Raw genomic sequence first — 19,603 nt, 5'->3', positions numbered from 1 at the left:
CTTGCGACTAGTCCACGTAAGCTTTTGTGAGTTCGGTCAGCCACTCCATGAACAGATGTACCCGACGGGAGAGGTTGCGCCGGTGGGGATAAATCAGGGAAACAGGCATCGGTTCGGCCCGGTATTGCGGGAGGATCTCAACCAGCTTCTTCGCGCGCAGCAAATCTCGCACCCCAACCCGTGGAACCTGAATGATGCCCAGCCCGGCGAGGCAGGCAGCCTGGTAGGTTTCGGTGCTGTTAACGGTCAATACCCCGCCCGTTTTTATCCACTGCGTCGCACTGCCGTTATAAAACTCAAAGCCCTGCGGGCGAGTTCCCAGCATAGCGGTGTAGTGAATGACGGCGTGCGAGCCTAAATCGTCCAGCGTGTCCGGGTAGCCAAACCGCGCCAGATAGTCCGGACTGGCGCAGTTAATCACCGACAGCTTGCCCAACGGTCGGGCGATAAGCCCTGAATCCTTCAGCGTGCCGACGCGTACCACGCAATCAAACCCTTCGCGGATCACATCCACCAGACGATCGCTGCTGCTGAGTTCCAGCTCAATGCCCGGATAATGCTGCAGAAACGCAGGGAGTTTGGGGATGACTAAATTTCGAGCAACGGCGACGGGCATATCCACGCGAAGCCGTCCGCTGATGCTGGAGGGATCGTGCTGAAACATCCCGTCGAGTTCATCAAGGTTTGCCAGCAGATCTTTTGCCCGTTCGTAATAGACCATGCCGTCCTGCGTCAGGCTGACGCGCCGCGTGGTGCGGTGCAATAGCTGGGTGCCAAGCCGGTTTTCCAGGGCCTGAATTTGCCGCGAAACGCTGCCCTTCGGCAGGGTTAATGTTTCTGCCGCGCGCGAAAAACTCTCCAGTTCCGCGACGCGGACAAACAGCTGCATTGCGTGAATTTTATCCATAGATGAAGCTCATTGTTGTTTCCGATGAAACAGTGAAGCGTTTTAACCCACCTTTATTGATCTTCTATCACCTAATAAGCTCTTACTCAATCTCCATAACAGCCAAAACGAGGTTTATGATGACTGAACGTATCGCATTAGTGACGGGTGGTAGTCGTGGTTTGGGTAAAAACGCGGCCTTAAAGCTGGCGGCAGACGGCACGGGAATTGTGCTGACCTACAACCGTAGCCAGCAGGAAGCGCTGGCGGTTGTGCATGAAATTCAGGAAAAAGGCGTTAACGCGGCGGCAATACAGCTTAACGTCGGGGAAGTCACGAGTTTTGAACATTTTGCCCAACAGCTTCAGGAAACCCTCCGAACCGTCTGGCAGCGTGAAACCTTTGACTATTTATTGAACAATGCCGGAACGGGTTTATATGCGCCCTACACCGACACGACGGAAGCCCAGTTTGATGAGGCGCTGAACATTCATTTCAAAGGACCTTTCTTCCTGACCCAGCGCCTGCTGCCGTTGCTTATCGACGGCGGACGGATCCTTAACGTCTCCAGCGGACTGGCCCGTTTTACCCAGCCGGGCTCGGGAACCTACGCGGCGATGAAGGGGGCGATGGAAGTGCTGACGCGTTATCAGGCGAAAGAGCTGGGGGCGCGCGGTATTTCCGTCAATATCATTGCGCCCGGCGCGATCGAAACCGACTTTGGCGGCGGACGCGTGCGCGACAACGCGGAGCTGAACCAGATGCTGGCATCCCAGACGGCGCTGGGACGGGTGGGGCTGCCGGACGATATTGGCGATGCCATTGCGGCACTGCTCAGCGACAAACTGGGCTGGATGACTGCGCAACGTCTTGAAGTCTCAGGCGGCATGTTCCTGTGATATCTGCGCTTAAGGAAATCCTTAAGGTGAATGTGTCCAGATACTGACAGATATAAAGAACACGGGGGATTTGTAACGGCTCCATTCGTTGAGTTTTTTCTTAAATAACGCCTCTGTAGAATCCCCCTTCGCTATTCTCAGAGGGGAAAAAACGATGCGAGTAATCATGTTTGACAGGCAGTCACTCTTTATTCACGGAGCGATACACAGTCTTCAGGCGCTAATCCCGGAAATAACTATAACAGGGACCTGTCAGGCACAAGATTTATGGGCTCAGGCTTCTGCTTCGCCGTCAGCTATCGTCATGATTGATGGGAATTTAATTCAGGACGAAGGGAGCGCTTTGCTGGAAGCGATCGTGCATCGCTTTCCGGCGATACGCGTGATTCTGGTTTTGGCGAAAAAAGAGGCCAGATGGGTGGAGCAACTGCGACAGCGAAACGTCATGGCCATTATTCCCCGCAATGCCAGTCCCGAACGGTTTTCCGCCGTGCTGGATTCGGTATCCCGAGGGATGGTCTGTTTTCCCGGAGAGTGGGTCCGAGAGCCGACGTCGCCTCAGGCGTTATTATCCTTAAGCGAGCGCCAGCGCGAAGTGCTGAAACTGCTGGCGGCGGGGGAGTCAAATAAAGAGATTGGCCGCAATCTCAACATCAGTGCGGCCACGGTAAAAGCGCACCTCGAGGCGCTTTTCCGGCGGCTGGACGTGAAAAACAGAACGCAGGCAGCCATGTACTATACGCGGGCGACGGCCTGAATAAGCGCGTCGGGGAGCGACGTTATCTCTCCGAAACTGAATATCATCATGACCAGCGCATCATGCTGCTGTTGGGTTAATGGACGTGTCAGATTTTCCCGCAGCAGCGTCTCACATAGCCGTATATCTTCATGCAGCAAATGGTCTGCCTCCAGCGGTGTGACAGGACCGTGAAAATGTTCCTGGTCACGGATAACGTGGCCATAGCCGATCACCCATAATCCGTGTTCGTCACGATATTTTTCCAGAGAAAGACCCTGATGTTTTTTTATTAACGCGATGGCGGCAGATGATATTTTCAGCCCATGCTCTTTCATATTCGTTTCCTCTTAATGGCGACACTGTAGAGGAAACGACGTACGAGAAATATCCGCCAAATGGCTGTTGATCACGCCTTGTTATTCAGATATTCATGCCGCAATAAACCAAATAACCAGTCATTATGCCAATGTCCCGCAAGGAAATAGCTTTCGCGTAATTCGCCCTCCAGGCGAAAGCGGACTTTTTCCAGCAGGCGTCGTGAGGCGATATTGCCCGCCGTGACGGTGGCGGTAAGTCGGCGTATATCGCCTTCTTCAAAGGCATAGCGGCAAAGCGCCTGCAGGGATTCGAAGCCGTAGCCTTTTCCCTGCGCCTCGGGGGCGAAAAGGAAACCCACTTCGGCGCAATCCGCCTCCCGATGAATATACCCGGTGACACCCAGCGGGGCCCGGGAGGCGGCGTCACGCACGACGAGGCACAGCCAGTGCGCGCTGCCTGGCGTCCAGGGCGTCAGACGGGCATCGAACGCCTCGCGAATAACTGCGACGGGGCGGTCTTCCGCCACAAAGCGCATGACGTCGGGATGTTGCTGTAACGCCAGAAAAAAGGGCCAGTCTTCTTCCTGCAAAGGTGAGCAGTTCAGGCGAGGGGTAATTAAAACGGGCATTCAGATTCTCCTGACACTTTTTAAATGATTTTAGGGTTGTCACTTTATTTCAACAGAAAGTCAGGTATGGTTAACCGCGTATAAATAAAAAGAAAAAAGGCCGTCTCGTGCCCATTCCGGATGTCTTCGTTGTCGCTTAAGGAAAACAATGACTCTCAGCACATCACATCATATTCGCGAACAGTTCGAACACTGTCTGGCGGTCATTCGCCATGCGTCGGTGGAAATTTTGCTTCTTCTGAATGTACATGCATCTGAGGGCAAAGATCCACGCTGGTTTCTGGAACAACTGGACAGCGCGCGATTAGCCCTGGGCGGCTGGGGAGCCGTGGCGAAAAAACTCAACCTGAATGATGCCGAGATGTCGGAATTTACGCTCCAGCTGCGCCTGCTGCAGCAGCGCGTGCCGCAGTATGAAAGCGGACAGGATGTCAGTGAAAACCAGCTGATTGCGGCGATGCGCTTTGTCACCGCGCTGGAGCACCTTCGCCTGCAGCAGCCGCTGTTGACCTACAGCACAGAGCTGGCACCGGGCAGCGAACTCCAGCAGCAGCAGGCGCACAAGCAGGTGCGGGCGATAGAGCTGATGATAAAAGGGCTCATCCAGCAGGCATGGCCCGATCAGGTCAAGCTGAACAACCATCTCAAGACTTTGTTTAACGCCGATCGCGTACGGCGCTGGCTGAAGCTGGGCGAGATCAACGATGTGCTAAGCGGCATGATGTTCAGCGAGCTGGCACAGATGCTGGTTGATAAAAAGGAGTTCAGCCGCTATTACGCTTCGCTGTTCAGCGATCCGTCCATGCTGACGCTGCTGGTTGAACCGCGTAAAACGCTGCAAACCTTCCTCGACGACATCCGGCAAATTCGCAACAACATCACCGTTCAGAAAACGTTGAGCTCGGCGCAAATTCAGCTGCTGGATAACTACTACGCGCAGATCGCGCGGCCCGTTCAACGCGCGTTTGAAGAGGGGAGAACGCGCGTCAATCCGGCGGGATTCATGGCGGTAGATGCCAGCGAACTGCATACCTTCTGGGAAAAGGCGCAGAAAATGGATCGGGTCACCGGCGGGGATCTGTTTGAAGTTCGCGACACCATTGAAAAGCCGACCCAGCGCGCGCCGCGCACCCCCGAACAACGCGAGCAGCTCATTTCCGGTGCGTTATGGGGGGCAGTTGGCGTTATGGTGAGTGCCATCGTGGCCGGGGGATTCTGGCTGGTGACAAGCAGTAAACCGCAGCCTGCGGCCGTCAGCGCGGCTGAAGCGGCACCACCACAGGAAATGCGTGAAACGCCTTCCTCGCGCGAAACGCTCACGCGCATGGGAGTGACCTGGGACGAGAATAATTTCCGCTCGGCCATTAATCGCAACGATACCCGCGTGACCCAGCTCTTTTTGCAGGGCGGTATGGACTGGAAGCTGTCCTGGACCGAAGAGGCGATGTCGGCAGGCTATGACGACGTGCTGGAGCTGATGTTACGCTACCGGCAAAACATGGTGGAGGAGAAGCCGTGTCGGCGCTTCATCAACACGCTCAGCCACGCGATGTCGAACGGCGAGTCTCTGACCTCGGTACGTAAAGAGTACCTCAAAGCTTTCTGCACCGTGCCAGCGGTGGTGAAACGCCAGCAGCACGATCTCGACATGGCCACACGGCGTGCGAAGTCACAGCCGGATGCCACCACCAGAAAATGGCAGTCTATTCAGAGCGCCATTTATGAGGTGATTCGCTGATCTCTCCTCCCTCTCCCTGTGGGAGAGGGCAGGGGTGATGGCATCAGACCGCACCCCACTTAAGGCTCCCCATACAACCCAATCAGCCGCCGCACCACGCCGTTTGTCCAGCCAAAACCGTCCTGCAGCGGATACTCACCCCCGCCACCTTCGCGCGGCGTGCTGCTGGCGATGTGGTACTTCTCGATTAGCTTATGGTGCGTCTGATAAAAATGGTTCACCGTATGCAGCCAGCTCCAGGCGATCTCATCCCCCAGCGAGTCGTTGCCATACTGCTTGAACCCCTGAATCGCCATCCACTGCAGCGGCGCCCAGCCGTTGGGTTTATCCCACTGCTCGCCGGTTTCATACTCGGTCGCCAGAATCCCGCCCGGCGTGAGCAGTCGCGCCTTGACCGCATCCGACAGGCGCTCAGCCTGCTCATGGGTCGCCATGCCGACATACAGCGGCACGATGCTGGCGGCAGAAAACAGTGCCAGCTCTTCACGTCGCCAGTCGTAGTCGCGGTAACAGCCGCTCTCCTCGTCCCACAGGTAGCGGTTCACCGCCTCGCGACGATCGCTGGCTTTCTGGCGGAACAGGTCGGCCGTCTCTTTGTCCCCTTTCGACGCCGAGATATTGGCAATGGCGCTTTCCAGCTTGAACAGGAAGGCGTTCAGGTCGATGGGGATAAACTGCGTTGTGCGGATGCTGGCGAGCCGCGACGGATCGCGCAGCCAGCGGGACGAATAGTCCCAGCCGGACGCCGCCCCCGCCCGCAGGTCGCGATAGACCTCGTTTGGCGGTCGCCCCGAGTGGCGCGCGGTTTCCACGTCCTCAATCCACGATTCGTCGCGCGGGGTATCACGGTCATCCCAGTAGCGGTTGAGCAATGAACCGTCCGGCATGCGCACGGCGCTGCGGTAGGCCTGGTTAAGCAGCAGCGACTCCGCGCCGTCCATCCAGAAGGCGTACTCCATTTTAAGGTGATCCAGATAGCGTTTCGCACCGCGCACGCCGTCCTCCTCAAACAGTTCCACCATCAGCGCAAAGACTGGCGGCTGGGAGCGGCTGAGATAATAGGTACGGTTGCCGTTGGGGATATGCCCGTAGCGTTCAATCAGCCAGGCGAAGTTGTCCGCCATGCACTTCAGCAGGTCGTTACGACCGCTCTCCGCCAGCCCCAGCATAGAGAAATAGGAATCCCAGTAGTAGGTCTCGCTGAATCGTCCGCCGGGAACGATATAGGCCTGCGGCAGCGCCAGCAGAGAAGACCAGGGAATATGATCCTGCGGCTCGCGCGTCAGCACCGGCCACAGGTTATCAATGTGCTCCTTGAGGGAGAGGCCCGGGTCGGAGACATACTCGGTGCCGAACGTTTCCGGCATCCAGAAGTGGTTCTCCACAAACTGGCGCAGGTCGAAGTCCCGGTGGCGTCTGACCTTGCGGTAGCGGATCAGGATATCCAGCGGATCCATTTTCGGCGCGCAGTCGGGGAAGGTTTTGCTGTCAGCAAACAGCCGCGTCGACTGCACATGCTCGAACAGTTCAAGATAGCGGTCTGCGGGCGTCAACGCATCGGAGGCGGGTAGCCCCTCGATCATTTCGGGTTCCGGCTCCGCCTCAATCATTTCATCCAGTTTCAACTCGCAGGGATCGGTCTCGTAGCGCAGCTCTTCTGCAATCTCGAATTCGATGTTCTCGGTAGCCTGTAGTTTCTGGTTGAACATGGTGATAGGGACCTCCGGTTGTGTGTTCAAAAGACAGGTTTATCCGGGCGTCTTATAAGCGTAGACATTCGCTTCGGTAGAGGGGGAGGAATATGTGCGGTAGATCACTATTTTCGGAGCATTCGTTTTGCAACGATTTATGTATGTTAACAGTAGCCTCTCCAGGAGAGGCTACAGAACAACAGGCGAGCCTGCCGGATCAAAGGCCTTGTTTTAGCCGCTTAGCAATCGGTTCAAATTCCTCGGTAGAATGGCGCTTGAGCGTATCAGGTGCGTTATCCTCAATGGCTTTCCAGTAGGCCCACGGTACCGGTTTTTTCCCCAGCTCATAGTCCATGGCGTCCCAGGCATCTTCACGAAAGGCATAAAATGCCCAGTGTGCATGATGTTTGTCGAGGACGGTCAGGACATCATTAAGCCACTGCCTGCAGCCCTGCAGCGTGCGAACGCAGCCAAACTCTCCCGCGACAACCCGGTTGGCCGGAATACCGTGCTGTTTCGCCCAGTCAAAGGGCGCGTTCATCCATTTCTCTATGGCCGTAGCGTCCCATTTCACCTTTTTACCGCCGAACGTGACCATGCCGGGATAGTCGAACGGTACCTTGCGGCGTGCATTTGGCGCGCTGGTGAAATCATAGGGCTCGTACATGTGGAAGCTGTAGAGCACCCGCTTATCCTCAAGCGCGGACGGCCAGCCAGAAAAACCACGCGCGGAGGCGTACCAGCCTCCATCGACCATAATCGGTGTGGTGGCATCGACCTCGCGGATGGCGGCAATAATCTGATTGTAGAGAGCGGGAAGGTTACGCGCCGTGCTTTGCTGCTGCTGATACCAGGTTTTTAACGCCTCTGGCGACGCCTGCTCGCTAATGTTGCCTCTTTTTTCAGGCGCGGGTTCATTGACCAGGTTCCAGGCCGCAATGCCCGGTTCGTCCTTCAGGGCCTGGGCCAAATCACGCCAGAACTGAGCGGCTTCCTGCCAGTATTTTTTATCCTGCCAGATGCGGTCATCAAACTGGTTATTGTTATTTTGCGCCCAGCGCATGCCGGGTAAAGAGAGTGGGGCAATAACGACCTGTAGCCCGGCCGCGTGTGCTTTCCTGATGGAGGCTTTGAGCGTCGCGAGGTCTGTCGCCTCGAGCCCACGGTAGCCGTCGGCGTTGCCGAGAAGAAAATCTCTCCCGGCAGGTTTCCATTTATCATAAGAGAGACGAACCCACGTCGCGCCATAGCCTCGCAGCGCATCATAGTATTCCTGCGTGGGTGGCAGGCGGTTAAAGCTGTTTCCGCCGTGCTGAGGGGTATCCCAGAAGGTGATTTGATCGGATGAGGAGGCAGCAAAGCAAAAAAGAAGCAGGGTCAACCCGATAAGCGCTTTCATCTCAATTCCTTTTTAGCGTGATGATGATTTTATATTCGCCGGGATGATGAGGCTTTGTCTTTAAATTATCGAGCCATATAAAAAAACTGGCCCGCAAAGGCCAGTTTTGATGACGTGCTTTCCTGCGAAAAGCCCTTAACGCATGGTCACAAACTCTTCCGCCGCCGTTGGGTGGATTGCCACGGTGTTATCGAAATCTTTCTTCGTTGCACCCATCTTCAGCGCCACGGCGAAGCCCTGCAGGATCTCGTCCATGCCGAAGCCGATGCCGTGGATACCGACAATCTTCTCGTCCGGACCGACGCAGACCAGCTTCATGCGGCACGGCTGACGGTGCGAGGTGACGGCGGTATACATCGCGGTGAAGGCCGATTTATACACTTTCACCTGGTCGTCGCCATACTGCTCGCGCGCCTGCGGCTCGGTTAAGCCGACGGTGCCGATTGGCGGGTGGCTGAAGACCACGGTCGGGATGTTGCTGTAGTCCAGATGCTCGTCCGGCTTGTTGTTAAACAGGCGCTCGGAAAGACGACGACCCGCCGCAACGGCCACCGGGGTCAGCTCAACCGCACCGGTATTGTCGCCGACCGCGTAAATGCCCGGTACGCTGGTGTTCTGGAATTTATCGACGACGATATAGCCTTTTTCGTCGGTTTTCACGCCGGTCACGCCCAGGTTGAAGTTATCGTTCGCCGGTTCACGGCCAATCGCCCAGATCAGGCAATCGACGGTCTGGCTGCGGCCATCTTCCAGTTCCAGCGTCAGGCTGCCGTCTGCATTTTTTACGACCGCTTTTGGCACGGCGTTGGTATGCAGGGTTGGACCTTCGGTGTTCATCACTTCAACCAGCGTATCAACAATCAGCGGATCGAAGCTGCGCAGCGGCGCGTGTTTACGCACGAACAGGTGCGCTTCGGCACCCAGACCGTTAATCACGCCAGCCAGCTCCACCGCGATGTAACCCGCGCCCACCACGGCAACGCGTTTTGGCAGGGCAGGCAGTTCGAAGAAACCGTCGGAGTCGATGCCGTATTCCACGCCCGGGATGTTCGGGTGGCTTGGGCGACCACCGGTAGCGATCAGGATGTGATCGGCGGTGATCGTCTCGCCGTTTACTTCGATCGTTTTCGCATCAACGAAGCGAGCGAAACCGTGGATAACGTCGACGTTATTTTTGCCCAGCACGTTGTCGTAGGAGGTATGAATACGGTCGATGTAGGCGGTACGGCTGGCGATCAGCTTGTCCCAGTCGAAGTGGTTGATGGTGGTGTCAAAGCCGTAGTCCGGGCCATACATGTGGATAGCTTCACGGATTTGCGCCGCATGCCACATGACCTTCTTCGGTACACAACCCACGTTCACACAGGTGCCGCCCAGCGCTTTGGCTTCAATCAGCGCGCACTTCTGGCCGTACATGGCCGCGCGGTTGATGGAGGCGATGCCGCCGCTGCCGCCGCCGATGGCGATGTAGTCATAATGCTTAGTCATAGCTTTTGTCCTTAATCGTGAATTGCCGCGATTGTATACCTGAAATCAATAGTTTCCACCGATGGCTGCGATTACTCCGGCACGATCCAACTGACGGAGGTATGGCCCGTACCGGCTGGCACCAGCGTTTTGTGCAGCCACGGCAGCACGTTGTTCATCTGCGCTTCGAGCTTCCACGGCGGGTTAATGACGATCATGCCCGAGGCGGTCATGCCGCGCTGGTCGCTGTCCGGACGTACCGCCAGCTCGATCTGCAGAATTTTGCGGATGCCGGTCGCTTCCAGGTCTTTGATCATGCGTTTGATTTGCGCGCGCAGCACCACCGGATACCACAGGGCGTATGTCCCGGTGGCGAAGCGTTTGTAGCCTTCGTGGATACCGGTCACCACCGCCTGATAGTCGGTTTTGATTTCGTACGGCGGGTCGATCAGCACCAGGCCGCGACGGGAGACCGGCGGCAGCTTGGCTTTCAACTGCTGGTAGCCGTCGGCTTTTTCCACGCGGGCGCGGCTGTCTTTCTGAAATTCAGAGCGCAGCAGCGGGAAGTCGCTCGGGTGCAGCTCGGTCAGCTGGATGCTGTCCTGCTCGCGCAGCAGCTGGCGGGCAATCAGCGGGGATCCCGGGTAGTAGCGCAGCTGGCCGTTGCGGTTGAAGTGATTCACCACGCCGATGTACGGCTCCAGCTCGGCAGGCAGGTCGTCCTGCTGCCAGATGCGGGCGATCCCTTCCAGATATTCACCGGTACGCTCGGCATGCTCACCGCTCAGCTGATAACGGCCCGCGCCCGCGTGGGTGTCCAGATAGAGAAACGGCTTCTCCTTCTCTTTGAGCGATTCGATGATCAGGCTCTGAACGGTGTGTTTAAGGACGTCGGCGTGGTTGCCTGCGTGGAAGCTGTGGCGATAACTGAGCATGGGTAATGATATTCCGCTGAATTGACGATTTGCCACAGTTTACAGCAGAACGGCGCAGATTACCCGTAGGCCCGGTAAGCGCAGCGCCACCGGGCTCTTTTCGACAACGTCCGGCATTGAAATCCTCTACACTTAACCCCATTCTAGATCGCATATGCACAGCGCCGGATGCGCGCTTCATTCATCTTATTCAACAGGACAGCGTTTATGACCAATCCATTACTGACGCCTTTTTCGTTGCCGCCGTTTTCTAAAATCCTCCCCGAGCATGTGGTTCCAGCCGTTACGCAATCGCTGGACAACTGCCGCGCGGCGGTAGAAAGCGTGGTAGCGCAGGGCGCGCCGTACACCTGGGAAAATCTGTGTCAGCCGCTGGCCGAAGTGGATGACGTGCTGGGGCGCATCTTCTCCCCGGTGAGCCACCTGAACTCGGTAAAAAACAGCCCGGAGCTGCGCGAAGCCTACGAGCAAACCCTGCCACTGCTCTCTGAGTACAGCACCTGGGTCGGCCAGCACGAAGGGCTCTACAAAGCCTATCGCGACCTGCGCGACGGCGACCATTATGCCGAACTGAACACGGCGCAGAAAAAATCGGTCGATAACGCCCTGCGTGATTTTGAGCTGTCCGGGATTGGCCTGCCAAAAGAGAAGCAGACCCGCTACGGTGAAATCGCCGCGCGCCTGTCCGAGCTGGGCAACCAGTACAGCAACAACGTGCTCGACGCCACCATGGGCTGGACGAAGCTGATCACCGACGAAACGGAGCTTTCCGGCATGCCGGAAAGCGCTCTGGCGGCGGCAAAAGCGCAGGCCGAGGCGAAAGAGCAGGACGGCTTCCTGCTAACTCTGGATATCCCGAGCTATCTGCCGGTGATGACCTACTGCGACAACCAGGCGCTTCGCGAAGAGATGTACCGCGCCTACAGCACCCGCGCCTCCGATCAGGGGCCGAATGCCGGTAAGTGGGACAACAGCCCGGTCATGGCGGAAATCCTCGCCCTGCGCCACGAGCTGGCCCAGCTGCTGGGCTTTGAAAACTACGCCGATAAATCCCTCGCCACCAAAATGGCGGAAAATCCGCAACAGGTGCTCGACTTCCTGACCGATCTGGCGAAACGCGCCCGTCCTCAGGGTGAAAAAGAGCTGGCCCAGCTGCGCGCCTTCGCGAAAGCGGAGTTCGGCGTGGAAGAGCTGCAGCCGTGGGACATTGCTTACTACAGCGAAAAACAGAAGCAGCACCTCTACAGCATCAGCGACGAGCAGCTGCGCCCGTATTTCCCGGAAAACAAAGCCGTTAACGGCCTGTTTGAAGTGGTGAAGCGCATCTATGGCGTCACCGCCAAAGAGCGTACCGATATCGACGTCTGGCACCCGGACGTGCGCTTCTTTGAACTGTATGACGAGAAAAACGAACTGCGCGGCAGCTTCTACCTCGATCTCTACGCGCGTGAGAACAAGCGCGGCGGGGCGTGGATGGACGACTGCGTGGGCCAGATGCGTAAAGCCGACGGTTCTCTGCAGAAGCCGGTCGCCTACCTGACCTGTAACTTCAACCGTCCGGTAAACGGCAAACCTGCGCTCTTTACTCACGACGAAGTGATCACCCTGTTCCACGAGTTCGGACACGGTCTGCACCATATGCTGACCCGCATCGAAACCGCAGGCGTGGCAGGCATCAGCGGTGTGCCGTGGGATGCGGTCGAACTGCCGAGCCAGTTTATGGAAAACTGGTGCTGGGAGCCGGACGCGCTGGCGTTTATCTCCGGTCACTATGAGACCGGCGAACCGCTGCCGAAAGAATTGCTGGATAAAATGCTGGCAGCGAAGAACTACCAGGCGGCGATGTTTATCCTGCGTCAGCTGGAGTTCGGCCTGTTCGATTTCCGCCTGCACGCCGAGTTCAGCCCGGAGCAGGGCGCGAAAATTCTTGAAACCCTGGCCGAGATTAAAAAGCAGGTTGCCGTTATTCCTGGGCCAACCTGGGGCCGCTTCCCGCACGCGTTCAGCCATATCTTTGCAGGCGGCTACGCGGCGGGTTACTACAGCTACCTGTGGGCCGACGTGCTGGCGGCGGATGCCTTCTCTCGTTTCGAAGAAGAGGGGATCTTCAACCGCGAAACCGGCCAGTCGTTCCTCGACAATATCCTGACCCGCGGCGGTTCCGAAGAGCCAATGGTGCTGTTCAAACGCTTCCGCGGACGCGAGCCGCAGCTGGATGCGATGCTTGAGCATTACGGGATCAAAGGCTGATTGTTACGTGAAGATCTGCTTAGTGGATGAAACGGGCGCCGGAGACGGCGCCTTATCTGTTCTGGCCGCCCGCTGGGGGCTGGAGCACGATGATGAAAACCCGATGGCGCTGGTGATGACCACAGCGCATCTGGAGTTACGCAAGCGCGACGAACCGAAGCTCGGCGGGATTTTTGTCGATTTTGTCGGTGGCGCGATGGCGCACCGGCGCAAGTTCGGCGGCGGTCGCGGCGAAGCGGTGGCTAAAGCGGTTGGGATTAAAGGAAGCTATCTGCCGGACGTGGTGGATGCCACGGCGGGGCTGGGGCGCGATGCGTTTGTACTGGCGTCTGTCGGCTGTCGGGTGCGGATGCTGGAACGTAATCCGGTGGTGGCGGCCCTGCTCGACGATGGTCTGAGCCGTGGCTACGCGGACCCGGAAATCGGCCCGTGGTTGCAGGAACGATTGCAGCTGATCCACGCCTCGAGCCTGACGGCGCTGACCGATATCACCCCGCGCCCGCAGGTGGTCTATCTCGACCCGATGTTTCCGCACAAGCAGAAAAGCGCGCTGGTGAAGAAAGAGATGCGGGTGTTTCAGTCTTTGGTGGGGCCTGATTTGGACGCGGATGGCCTGCTGGAACCGGCTCGTCAGCTGGCGACGAAGCGGGTGGTGGTGAAGCGCCCTGACTATGCGCCGCCGCTGGCGGACGTTGCCACGACCAATGCGGTGACCACCAAAGGGCACCGGTTTGATATCTACTCAGGCACGCCGGAATAAAAAAAGCCGGGTGGCGGCTTCGCCTTGCCCGGCCTACAGTTAGTGCCGCTTGTAGGGGCCCGGTAAGCGTTAGCGCCACCGGGCTTTTTTGCACTTACTCGTCTTCTTCGTCACGCAGTGGAACAATCAGCATATCCACGTGAACGGTGTTAATCAGCTGGCGCGCGGAAGACATCAGCTTGCTCCAGAAGTCCTGATGGTGACCGCACACCACCAGGTCCATGTCGTATTTCTTGATCGCATCAACCAGTACCTGGCCCAGGTCGCCGCTGCCGCTCAGGGTTTCGGTAATCGGGTAGCCTGCGTTGGTGGACAGTTCGCTCAGGGCGTGGTGCGTCTCTTCGGAGATACGCTTCTGCATATCGCCCAGATTGACGTCGATCAGACCGGTGTAGAGGTCGGAGTAATTCACATCAACGTGAATCAGCGAAACTTTCGCGTTGTAGGGACGTGCCATGGATACCGCTTTATCAACCAGCACTTTGCTCTCCGGGGAGAGGTCTACCGCGATGAGAATGTGTTTGTAAGCCATAGTGTTACTCCTTCCTTAAGTTATCGATGACTAAATGGGAAAGCCGTCGCCTGATGCTTTCATTACGGCCCAGTTAAACATATTTTTCAAGCTTTGGTGTTGATAACGATTAACCTTGTGGCAAAAAAATTAACGGATCTCCTACACTATTAAATGAGCCGTTCGGATATTAAAACGCGAACCGGATCGACTTTTGGTCATTCTTTCACTGAACTGTCTGTCAGGGCATTGGGGTGCGGTAGCTCAGAAGCCTTGCTTCGTGGGCGGACGCCGGGGAGGATGTATGATTAGCACCGTCGCATTGTTTTGGGCGTTATGCGTGGTTTGCATAGTGAATATGGCGCGCTACTTCTCATCGTTACGTGCGCTGTTAGTGGTACTTCGTGGTTGCGATCCGTTGCTTTATCAGTATGTGGACGGTGGAGGGTTCTTCACCTCGCATGGACAGCCCAGCAAACAGATGCGTCTGGTGGGATATATTTACTACCAGCGCTACCGCGATCATCACGATGAAGAGTTTATCCGTCGCTGCGAGCGCCTGCGTCGTCAGTTCATTTTAACCAGCGCCCTGTGTGGCCTGGTCGTCGTCAGCATGATTGCATTGATGATTTGGCACTGAGCATAAAAAAAGCGGGTCAGGAAACTGACCCGCTTTTTTGTCGCCTTCAACCGATTAAATCAGCTTCAGCGAAATCCAGTACAGCCCGCCAGACAGCAGGATGGATGCCGGAAGGGTGAACACCCAGGCCATCAGAATGTTGGTCACGGTTTTGCGCTGCAGGCCGCCACCGTCAACAATCATGGTACCTGCCACGGACGAGGAGAGTACATGGGTGGTGGATACCGGCATACCGGTATAGCTCGCCAGACCGATAGACACTGCCGCCGTCATCTGCGCGGACATACCCTGCGCATAGGTCATGCCTTTCTTACCGATCTTCTCGCCGATGGTGGTCGCCACACGGCGCCAGCCAATCATCGTACCGATACCGAGTGCCAGTGCGACCGCCATGATGATCCAAATTGGCGCGTACTCAATGGTGTTGAGCATATCGCCTTTCAGTTTCTTCAGGAGACGCTGGTCGTCAGCATTCACGTCAGGCAGCTTCGCCACTTTATCCGTTACATCAGAGATGCACAGCATAATGCGACGCAGCTGACCACGCTGCTCAACGGTCAGTTTGTCATAACTTTCGATATTGCCCAGCATGCCTTTGGCACGTTCCAGCGCGTTAATCGCGTTTGCCGGATGGCAGTGGAATTCGCCAGGCGCGGTGGTAGCACCGGCTTCCGGAGACGGGATCAGCTGGTCAACGCCGGTCGCTTTTTTCAGCAGCTCAGGGTGCTGCTGGAAGTAGGTTTCAACGTTGTTAACCGCATCACGGGTCCGGGTGATTTCGTAGCCGGAGGCGTTCATGTTAACCACGAAGCCAGCCGGAGCAACGCCGATCAGTACCAGCATCACCAGACCAATGCCTTTCTGACCATCGTTCGCGCCGTGTGAGAAAGCCACACCGATAGCGGAAATGATCAGGGCGATACGCGTCCAGAATGGCGGCTTTTTCTTGCCGTCTTTCTTTTCACGCTCTGCTGGCGTCAGGTGAATACGGGAGCGTTTTTTGGTATTGCTCCAGTAACGACGCAGGATGAAGATCAGCCCGCCTGCCACCACCAGACCCACGATAGGGGAGACGATGAGAGAGGCAAAGATCCCCAGTACTTTCGGGATATTTAACGCATCAACAACCGATGTACCGGTCATGAGGGCGTTGGTTAACCCGATACCGATAATCGCGCCGATGAGGGTGTGAGAACTGGATGCAGGCAGACCGAAATACCAGGTACCGAGGTTCCAGATAATTGCAGCAAGCAGCATTGAGAACACCATAGCGAGGCCATGGCCAGAACTTACGTTAAGCAGCAGATCTGTTGGCAGCATATGCACAATGGCATACGCAACGCTCAGTCCGCCCAGGAGGACACCAAAAAAGTTAAATACCGCCGCCATAACAACCGCAAGCTGCGATCGCATTGCGCGAGTGTAGATAACCGTCGCTACTGCGTTTGCAGTGTCGTGGAAGCCGTTGATCGCTTCGTAAAACAGTACAAAAACCAGAGCAAGCAAGAGTAAAAGCCCGGTATGTAAATCCAGGCCGGCAAACAAATGTAGCATAGGACGTTACGCCATTTTGAGGACATGAACGCGGCGCATTATCCAGGACAAATGCGCAACGGGCAAAGTGAAATATAGACTTTTTTTGACATACCACCTGAATTGAGAAAAGTACCGGAAAGGATATTCTTTAAATTTCAATGGAATGGCTTTGTAATATCTTTTTACGCTGGTGTGACCACAGAGGAAACTTTACAATCCGCGGCAGTTAACAAAGAGGGTTTTGACGTGGAAAGGTTTGATGCCGTGGTAATTGGCGCCGGTGCGGCGGGTATGTTTTGTGCGGCAATGGCCGGACAGGCGGGGCGTCGCGTACTGCTGCTGGATAACGGTAAAAAGCCAGGCCGTAAGATCCTGATGTCCGGCGGCGGACGCTGCAACTTTACTAACCTGTATGTTGAACCCGCGGCCTATTTGAGCCAAAACCGTCATTTTTGTAAATCTGCGCTGGCGCGTTATACCCAGTGGGACTTTATCGACCTGGTGGGAAAGCACGGTATCGCATGGCATGAGAAGACGCTGGGCCAGCTGTTCTGCGACGACTCCGCGCAGCAGATTGTCGATATGCTGGTGGCCGAGTGCGAGAAGGGCGGCGTGGTCATGCGCCTGCGCACCGAGGTGCTGGAGGTTTCCCGTGACGACCAGGGCTACACGCTGCAGCTCAACGGCGAAACCGTCAGTGCCGATAATCTGGTGATCGCCAGCGGCGGCCTCTCTATGCCGGGGCTGGGCGCTTCCCCGTTCGGCTATAAGATTGCCGAACAGTTTGGCCTGAACGTTTTGCCTACGCGCGCCGGGCTGGTGCCGTTCACGCTGCATAAACCGCTTCTGGAACAGCTTCAGACGCTGTCTGGCGTGTCTGTTCCCTCCGTTATCACCGCCGAAGACGGCACGGTGTTTCGCGAAAACCTGCTCTTTACCCATCGCGGCCTCTCCGGCCCGGCGGTCCTGCAAATCTCCAGCTACTGGCAGCCGGGAGAGTTTGTCACGGTTAACCTGCTCCCGGATTGCGATCTGGATGCCTTCCTCAACGAACAGCGTACCGCGCACCCGAATCAAAGCCTGAAAAACACGCTGGCAATGCAGCTGCCGAAGCGTCTGGTGGAGTGTTTGCAGGTGCTGGGGCAGATCCCCGACGTGTCGCTTAAGCAGCTTAACAGCCGCGAACAGGAGACGCTGGTGGAGACCCTGACAAACTGGCGCGTGCAGCCAAACGGCACGGAAGGCTACCGCACCGCGGAAGTGACGCTGGGCGGGGTTGATACGAAGGAACTCTCTTCCCGCACCATGGAAGCGCGCAACGTGCCAGGGCTCTATTTTATTGGTGAAGTGATGGACGTCACCGGCTGGCTCGGCGGATACAACTTCCAGTGGGCTTGGGCAAGTGCCTGGGCGTGTGCTCAGGCGCTGGCAGAGAAATAATCACGTAACGCAATTATTGCACCAACTTTTACTCTCCCTTCGACTAAGCTTCGACCAGATGCCCCGCCGCGTTCGCGGGGCCATACTCCTTTTGGTCAGAGCACGTACCATGCAGCTACTCAGCATTATTATTTTGCTTACCCTAACCGTGGTGATTCATTCGCTGTGGATGTTTGGCGTTTTAAAATTCATTACGTTAGAGGTCGATTCTGCGGTACGCATTGTTTTACGCAATGTCGGCATCGTGATCTCTATGATTTTCGCCCATCTCCTGGAAGCCGGGCTGTTTGCGGCGTTTTATTTTGTCATCGACGCGTTTAATGACTGGAACACCAGCTTCTACTTTTCGCTGGTGAGCTATGCGACGGTAGGGTACGGCGACGTCACGTTACCCCAGCACTGGCGGCTCATCGGCGGGGTGGAAGGGCTGGTTGGCGCGTTGATGGTAGGCTGGTCTGTGGCGGTTCTGGTCGCGGTGCTGCAGCGTTTACGTGGCATGAGCGCCTAAACGGCAGATGCGCAATCCCCGTCTGGTAAGGTAAAGTACCCCTCCTTGCGTAGCCGATTGGGCTGCGGCTTTAAGGGTGAAGAGGCTGATTAACGGCCCGCCCTGTTTCGTTCCTGGTTTACGCCAGTTTGCATGGTTCTGTGTTTTGTCTGCCAAAAGGGTTTTGTATGTCTGCTGCTCATCTCGGTTTCCCGACGGAAACCGTTGTTGTCTTTGTGGTGATGGCCGTTGGGGCGATGTTTATCGACCTCTTTATGCACCGTCACGACAAACCGATCTCGCTGAAAAGCGCCGCCATGTGGTCCATCTTCTGGGTCATGATGGCGATGGCCTTCGCCGGGTTCCTGTACGTTCACCACGGCGCCGAGATGGCGAGCCTGTTCCTTACCGGCTATGCGCTGGAAGAGGTGCTCTCCGTCGATAACCTGTTCGTGATGATGGCGATCTTCGCCTGGTTCGGCGTGCCGGATAAATACCGTCACCGCGTGCTCTACTGGGGCGTGCTGGGAGCGATTGTCTTCCGCGGTATTTTCGTGGCTATCGGCACCAGCCTGTTAAGCCTGGGGCCCTACGTCGAAGTGATTTTCGCGCTGGTCGTCGGCTGGACGGCGGTGATGATGCTCAGACGTAATGAAGAGAGTGACGAAGTGGAAGATTACTCGGGTCATCTCGCCTATCGCCTGGTAAAACGCTTCTATCCGGTCTGGCCGAAAATCAGCAGCAATGCCTTTATTCTGACGCAGAAAGAGGTGGATGCGGAGCTTGAAAAGCCGGAAAACCAGGACGTGATGGTCGGACGCGTGAAGAAGGCGAAGCGCTATGCGACGCCGCTATTGCTGTGCGTGGCCGTGGTCGAACTCTCTGACGTGATGTTCGCGTTTGACTCCGTGCCGGCCATTATTGCCGTGAGCCGCGAGCCGTTGATTATCTACAGCGCCATGATGTTCGCTATTCTCGGTCTGCGTACGCTTTACTTCGTGCTGGAAGCGCTGAAGCAGTATCTGGTGCACCTCGAGAAAGCAGTGGTGCTGCTGCTGTTCTTCGTGGCGTTTAAGCTGGGGTTAAATGCCACCGATCACTTCTGGCATCACGGGTACAGCATTGGCGCGACGGCCAGCCTGTTTGTGGTATTGGGCGTGCTGGCGCTGGGAATTATTGCGAGCGTGATGTTCCCGGGGAAACGTGAGGCCTGATGTACCGCCCGGTGGCGCTTCGCTTACCGGGCCTACAGTTTGGTTTTCTCCCTCTCCCTGTGGGA

Annotated in this window: 18 protein-coding genes; 9 read left to right on the top strand and 9 right to left on the bottom strand. The window is 56.6% G+C overall.

What is annotated here, in order from left to right; all coding sequences use genetic code 11:
• Positions 1-7: 7 nt before the first annotated feature.
• Positions 8-907 carry a LysR family transcriptional regulator gene (locus tag ABFV38_RS20855; protein WP_045909057.1) on the bottom strand — a complete coding sequence of 300 codons (900 nt, stop codon included), beginning with the start codon at positions 905-907 and terminating at the stop codon, positions 8-10.
• 119 nt (positions 908-1,026) lie between these two features.
• Between ABFV38_RS20855 and ABFV38_RS20850 the strand changes: the two genes are divergently transcribed.
• On the top strand, positions 1,027-1,785 hold the full coding sequence (locus tag ABFV38_RS20850) for an SDR family oxidoreductase (RefSeq protein ID WP_348959441.1): 759 nt from the start codon (positions 1,027-1,029) through the stop codon (positions 1,783-1,785).
• 154 nt (positions 1,786-1,939) lie between these two features.
• The gene (locus ABFV38_RS20845) at positions 1,940-2,542 is read left to right on the top strand and encodes a response regulator transcription factor (RefSeq protein ID WP_048226297.1); all 603 of its coding nucleotides are present in this window, start codon (positions 1,940-1,942) and stop codon (positions 2,540-2,542) included.
• On the opposite strand, the gene ABFV38_RS20840 is transcribed toward ABFV38_RS20845, so the two are convergent.
• Positions 2,521-2,859 (bottom strand): lysozyme, encoded by a 339-nt coding sequence (locus ABFV38_RS20840; protein WP_045909054.1) that lies wholly within the window; start codon positions 2,857-2,859, stop codon positions 2,521-2,523. The genes ABFV38_RS20845 and ABFV38_RS20840 overlap by 22 nt on opposite strands.
• 71 nt (positions 2,860-2,930) lie before the next feature.
• Entirely contained in the window at positions 2,931-3,470 is a 540-nt protein-coding gene (locus tag ABFV38_RS20835) for a GNAT family protein (protein ID WP_234085084.1), read from the bottom strand.
• Between the two features lie 148 nt (positions 3,471-3,618).
• Between ABFV38_RS20835 and ABFV38_RS20830 the strand changes: the two genes are divergently transcribed.
• A complete protein-coding gene (locus ABFV38_RS20830; protein WP_348957973.1) occupies positions 3,619-5,208 on the top strand; it encodes an STY4199 family HEPN domain-containing protein in 1,590 nt (529 codons plus the stop codon).
• Between the two features lie 59 nt (positions 5,209-5,267).
• Here the strand turns inward: ABFV38_RS20830 and ABFV38_RS20825 are convergent, their stop codons facing one another.
• The 4 genes from ABFV38_RS20825 to ABFV38_RS20810 form a co-directional block, all read right to left on the bottom strand.
• A complete protein-coding gene (locus ABFV38_RS20825; protein ID WP_024908843.1) occupies positions 5,268-6,917 on the bottom strand; it encodes an alpha,alpha-trehalase in 1,650 nt (549 codons plus the stop codon).
• Between the two features lie 199 nt (positions 6,918-7,116).
• Positions 7,117-8,298: a glycoside hydrolase family 5 protein gene (locus ABFV38_RS20820; protein WP_262751832.1), complete on the bottom strand. Its 1,182-nt coding sequence runs from the start codon at positions 8,296-8,298 to the stop codon at positions 7,117-7,119.
• A gap of 135 nt (positions 8,299-8,433) precedes the next feature.
• Positions 8,434-9,786, bottom strand: a complete 1,353-nt coding sequence (gene gorA, locus ABFV38_RS20815; RefSeq protein WP_008503120.1) for a glutathione-disulfide reductase — start codon at positions 9,784-9,786, stop codon at positions 8,434-8,436.
• A 71-nt stretch (positions 9,787-9,857) separates the two neighbouring features.
• Positions 9,858-10,700, bottom strand: coding sequence for a 23S rRNA (adenine(2030)-N(6))-methyltransferase RlmJ (locus tag ABFV38_RS20810; protein WP_008503119.1), 843 nt, complete (start codon positions 10,698-10,700; stop codon positions 9,858-9,860).
• Positions 10,701-10,907: 207 nt separating this feature from the next.
• On the opposite strand from ABFV38_RS20810, the gene prlC reads away from it, so the two are divergent.
• Both prlC and rsmJ read left to right on the top strand, forming a co-directional pair.
• On the top strand, positions 10,908-12,950 hold the full coding sequence (prlC, locus tag ABFV38_RS20805; RefSeq protein ID WP_348957970.1) for an oligopeptidase A: 2,043 nt from the start codon (positions 10,908-10,910) through the stop codon (positions 12,948-12,950).
• A 7-nt stretch (positions 12,951-12,957) separates the two neighbouring features.
• On the top strand, positions 12,958-13,710 hold the full coding sequence (rsmJ, locus tag ABFV38_RS20800) for a 16S rRNA (guanine(1516)-N(2))-methyltransferase RsmJ (protein ID WP_024908847.1): 753 nt from the start codon (positions 12,958-12,960) through the stop codon (positions 13,708-13,710).
• A 94-nt stretch (positions 13,711-13,804) separates the two neighbouring features.
• Here the strand turns inward: rsmJ and uspA are convergent, their stop codons facing one another.
• Positions 13,805-14,242, bottom strand: coding sequence for a universal stress protein UspA (gene uspA, locus ABFV38_RS20795; protein ID WP_003861223.1), 438 nt, complete (start codon positions 14,240-14,242; stop codon positions 13,805-13,807).
• 283 nt (positions 14,243-14,525) lie between these two features.
• Here uspA and uspB point away from each other — a divergent pair, with 283 nt between their 5' ends.
• Complete coding sequence (gene uspB / locus ABFV38_RS20790) at positions 14,526-14,861, top strand: universal stress protein UspB (RefSeq protein WP_003861224.1); 336 nt, start codon at positions 14,526-14,528, stop codon at positions 14,859-14,861.
• A 54-nt stretch (positions 14,862-14,915) separates the two neighbouring features.
• On the opposite strand, the gene pitA is transcribed toward uspB, so the two are convergent.
• Positions 14,916-16,415, bottom strand: a complete 1,500-nt coding sequence (gene pitA / locus ABFV38_RS20785; RefSeq protein ID WP_008503116.1) for an inorganic phosphate transporter PitA — start codon at positions 16,413-16,415, stop codon at positions 14,916-14,918.
• A gap of 228 nt (positions 16,416-16,643) precedes the next feature.
• On the opposite strand from pitA, the gene ABFV38_RS20780 reads away from it, so the two are divergent.
• From ABFV38_RS20780 to ABFV38_RS20770, 3 genes are all read left to right on the top strand, one after another.
• Positions 16,644-17,837: an NAD(P)/FAD-dependent oxidoreductase gene (locus ABFV38_RS20780; protein ID WP_348957968.1), complete on the top strand. Its 1,194-nt coding sequence runs from the start codon at positions 16,644-16,646 to the stop codon at positions 17,835-17,837.
• Between the two features lie 109 nt (positions 17,838-17,946).
• Positions 17,947-18,345: a potassium channel family protein gene (locus ABFV38_RS20775; RefSeq protein WP_024908850.1), complete on the top strand. Its 399-nt coding sequence runs from the start codon at positions 17,947-17,949 to the stop codon at positions 18,343-18,345.
• A 167-nt stretch (positions 18,346-18,512) separates the two neighbouring features.
• Positions 18,513-19,538: a TerC/Alx family metal homeostasis membrane protein gene (locus tag ABFV38_RS20770; RefSeq protein WP_023616134.1), complete on the top strand. Its 1,026-nt coding sequence runs from the start codon at positions 18,513-18,515 to the stop codon at positions 19,536-19,538.
• The last annotated feature ends 65 nt before the right edge of the window (positions 19,539-19,603 follow it).

Origin of the sequence: Enterobacter cloacae complex sp. Mu1197, assembly GCF_040059225.1 — a bacterium.
In the GTDB taxonomy this organism is placed as follows: Bacteria; Pseudomonadota; Gammaproteobacteria; order Enterobacterales; family Enterobacteriaceae; genus Enterobacter; species Enterobacter quasiroggenkampii.
The sequence above is the reverse complement of the archived record's forward strand: the minus strand, read 5'-3'. Positions and strand labels throughout refer to the sequence as shown.